Source organism: Burkholderia sp. Se-20378 (genome assembly GCF_017104665.1).
Taxonomy (GTDB): domain Bacteria; phylum Pseudomonadota; class Gammaproteobacteria; order Burkholderiales; family Burkholderiaceae; genus Burkholderia; species Burkholderia lata.
In genome coordinates this window covers 1-3,029 of the sequence record NZ_JAAGPG010000761.1, presented here as the reverse complement: position 1 = coordinate 3,029, position 3,029 = coordinate 1, and the positions used below count along the sequence as shown (strand labels likewise).

The 3,029-nt window shown below is 66.4% G+C and carries 3 protein-coding genes; 1 reads left to right on the top strand and 2 read right to left on the bottom strand.

The window, feature by feature from the left end; all coding sequences use genetic code 11:
* A partial coding sequence (gene dalD / locus G3N93_RS37190; RefSeq protein WP_206135257.1) for a D-arabinitol 4-dehydrogenase occupies nucleotides 1–1,323 on the bottom strand: 1,323 nt, incomplete at its 3' end.
* A 119-nt stretch (nucleotides 1,324–1,442) separates the two neighbouring features.
* Between dalD and G3N93_RS37185 the strand changes: the two genes are divergently transcribed.
* Nucleotides 1,443–2,495 (top strand): RNA-guided endonuclease TnpB family protein, encoded by a 1,053-nt coding sequence (locus tag G3N93_RS37185; protein ID WP_174941415.1) that lies wholly within the window; start codon nucleotides 1,443–1,445, stop codon nucleotides 2,493–2,495.
* A gap of 199 nt (nucleotides 2,496–2,694) precedes the next feature.
* On the opposite strand, the gene G3N93_RS37180 is transcribed toward G3N93_RS37185, so the two are convergent.
* Nucleotides 2,695–3,029: LysR substrate-binding domain-containing protein (locus G3N93_RS37180; protein ID WP_241026859.1), on the bottom strand; the 335-nt coding region annotated here is incomplete at its 5' end.

Genomic DNA, 3,029 nt, shown 5'->3' with positions numbered 1-3,029 from the left:
TGTGCGCCAGCCCCACAGCGCGCGGCTGGCGCACAGCGCGACGACCGGGTCGTCGGCCTGAACGATCGCCCGCGCGGCGCTTTCGTCCATCACGCCGTCCTGGTACGCGTACGGCAAGGTGCCGCGCGCCCAGCGTTCGAGAAACCGCAGGAACAGCGCGGGCAGCACGGCGGTGGCGACCGGCGCCGCGCCACGTGCGAACGATTCGACGAGCGTCGGCGCGATGAAGCCGGGAATCTTCGAGAAGCCGTCGGCCGCGACGCGCTGGTTCGTGTCGAGCACGTACGGGTTGCCGAAGCGTTCGAGCACGACGTCGCGGTATCGCGCGAGATCGAGCGGGCTCGGCGTGAGGCACGGGATCACGTCCTGCGTCACGTAGTCGTGCGCGAAGCGGCGGATCGCCGCGTCGTGCGTGCCTTCGTGGATATAGGTGTGGCCCGCGAGCGTGCCGGCCCACGCGATGCAGCTGTGCGTCGCGTTGAGGATGCGAATCTTCGCTTCCTCGTACGGGTGCACGTCGTCGACGAGTTCGGCGCCGGCCACTTCCCACTTCGGCCGGCCGGCTGCGAAGCGGTCCTCGATCACCCACTGGATGAACGATTCACCCATCACCGGGCAGGCATCGTCGATGCCGGTGGCCGCCAGCACGCGCTCGCGCACGTCGGCGGTCGGGCGCGGCGTGATGCGGTCGACCATCGCGCTCGGCGTGGCGACGTGCGCATCGAACCACGCGAGCAGGTCGGTCTGCCCGCGCCGCTCGAGGAATTCACGCATCCCCGCGCGAAAGCGCGCGCCGTTGTTGCGCAGGTTGTCGCAGCTCTGCAGCGTGAGCGGGCCCGCGCCGCGCTTCACGCGTTCGGCGAGCAGCGCCGCGAGCGCGCCGTACAGCGTCGTGCGTGCGCCCTGCAGGTCGGCCGCGAGATCGGCGTTCGCGATGTCGAGCCGGTTGTGTTCGTCGAGGTAGTAGCCGCCTTCGGTAACGGTGAACGACACGATCCGGCACGCCGGATCGGCGCCGGCGTCGATCAGCGCGGCGAGGTCGATCGACCACGGCAGCACGCGCGTGATCGCGCGGATCGTCTCGTACGCGCGCTCGCCTTGCGGCGTGACGGTTTCGAGCGTGTAGGCGCCGTGCTGCGCGGCGAGCGCGTCCATCGTCGCGTGCATGTCGTCGCGGATGTTGCCGACGGTCAGCGACCAGCGCTCGTCGGCCGGGACGGCCGCGTTCACGCGATGCAGATACCACGCCTGGTGCGCGCGGTGAAACGAGCCCGCGCCGATGTGCAGCAGCACGGGCGTGCGGGCGGAGGGCGATTCGGTCATCAGAATTTTCTCCGAGAAACCCCGCCATTTCGCCGAGGGGCACTTCCTTCGGGGCGGATAGCGGGAAGGAAAGGCGTGCTGTTGACAGGCAGCTTCGTCCACGGGTTAGGATCACCGGCATGATCCTTGTCTACCGCTATCGCGTGAAGTCGCTCAATGGGCTGCTCAACAAGCAGAGTCGTGCGGTGAACTACGTCTGGAACTTCTGCAACGACACGCAGAAGCACGCGCTCAAGTGGGGCAAGAAGTGTCCTACAGGATTCGACCTGAACGTGCTGACGACCGGCAGCAGCAAGGAACTCGGTATTCACTCCGGCACGGTCAATGCGACGTGCGAGCAATACGCGAAGTCGCGCAGTCAGCACCGTCGGCCCTACCTGCGCTATCGCGGCAGGAAGTCGCTCGGCTGGGTGCCGATGAAGGGCCGAGACCTGAAGCGCGAAGGCGATGCGTTCCGCTTTGCCGGCAACACGTTTCGCGTGTTCAACAGTCGACCGCTTCCCGGAGGCAAGATCAAGGACGGAACCAACTTTGCGCAGGATGCACGCGGCAACTGGTTTCTGAACATCGTGATCGAGATGCCGGATGTGCAGGCCCGCCCGATCCGTTCCGGCGTCGGCATCGATCTTGGCCTGAAAGACTTCGCCACACTTTCGACCGGCGAGAAGTTGCCGAATGACCGGTTCGGCCGACGCGCGGCGGAAAAGCTTGCGAAAGCGCAGCGGGCGCGAAAGCACAAGCGGCATATCGCGAAGCTGCACGCCAAGGTGGCGAACGCCCGTGCCGATTTCCAACACAAGCTCGCGCTCGATCTGGTGCGGCGTTTCGATTACATCGCGGTCGGCAACGTGTCGGCCGCGAAGCTCGCCAGAACCAGGATGGCGAAGAGCGTCTACGACGCATCCTGGTCGTCTTTCCGGGACAAACTCCGCTACAAAGCGATCGCGCACGGTGCCACGTTCGAGGAAGTCGACGAAAGCGGTTCGACCCAGTCCTGTTCGTCGTGCGGGTCGAAAGACAGCACGACGCGGCCGAAAGGTATCGCGGGACTGCGAGTAAGAGAGTGGGCCTGCAGTGACTGTGGTGTCGAGCATGATCGAGATACCAACGCTGCGTTGAACATTCTCCGATGCGGACGTGCATCGCCAGATGTGGGAATCCACCGCCTTTAGGCGGAGGAGGACGTCAACCGGTGTCTCCTGTTGTGATCATTGCTGTCGAATACGATCATTTGCTCTTTGTGTGAGCGAATGATCGTATTCGGGCGAGCGAAAGTCAAGGCGGGGAAACGGCATTTCGATGGTGCGCTGCGGCGGCGCGTGCGGGCAGGGCGGGGAGGGCGCGAACGGACGGCCGGCGGGGAGGGCGCCGTCAGCGTCCTTCGCGCGTCAACGCGACGAGTTCCTCGAGCAGCTTGCCGGCCGGCCCCGGCAGGATGCCGTGGCGGCGCCGGAACGCGGTGAGCGTGCGGATCGCGACAACTTCGCGCACCGGCAGCGTGTCGATCGTGCCGGCGCGCTGCTCGGCGCCGTACATCGGCTCGGCCATCCAGCTCAGGAAGCCCGCATGCGCGACGAGGCTTTTCAATGTCGTGACCGAGCGCGTCTCGACCGCGATGTCGGGCAGCGCGAGCCCGTGTGCGTCGAAGGTCGCGCGCATGTGGTCGAACGGCGCAGTGCCGCGCGGCGGAATCGCCCAGCGCGCGG

What these genes read in the sequence shown, in the direction of transcription:
- G3N93_RS37185 (WP_174941415.1), top strand. Translation starts at nt 1,443, where the DNA reads ATGATCCTTGTCTACCGCTATCGCGTGAAGTCGCTCAATGGGCTGCTC.